This is a genomic window from Motilimonas sp. 1_MG-2023 (assembly GCF_030547455.1).
Classification (GTDB): domain Bacteria; phylum Pseudomonadota; class Gammaproteobacteria; order Enterobacterales; family CBDFNC01; genus Motilimonas.
Map to the genome: position 1 here is coordinate 1 of NZ_JAUOPX010000364.1, position 228 is coordinate 228.

A 228-nucleotide genomic window follows, 5' to 3' on the forward strand; every position below is an offset into this window, starting at 1 on the left:
GTGCAGTCCTGATTACATACAGTAAAGCCCCTTTTTTACGTAATGACAGTTTTGTAATGTTTCCACGTAACATGCCTGATTCAGATAAGCTTAGAGTGCAATTCAACCAGTTGTTAGAGCAAGCCAGTGCAAGTGGTCGCTACCAGGAATATTTTGAGCGGTTGGAGCTAGGGAAGTATTGACGTTTCTTGTCGCTGGGCTTTGTCGGGCCATTATAATTATGCAGGG

Annotated in this window: 1 pseudogene; it reads left to right on the forward strand. The window is 43.9% G+C overall.

Annotated features, from left to right (window positions below):
• Positions 1–182, forward strand: a pseudogene (locus Q4519_RS22305) (ABC transporter substrate-binding protein); the annotation flags it as partial.
• Positions 183–228 lie beyond the last annotated feature (46 nt).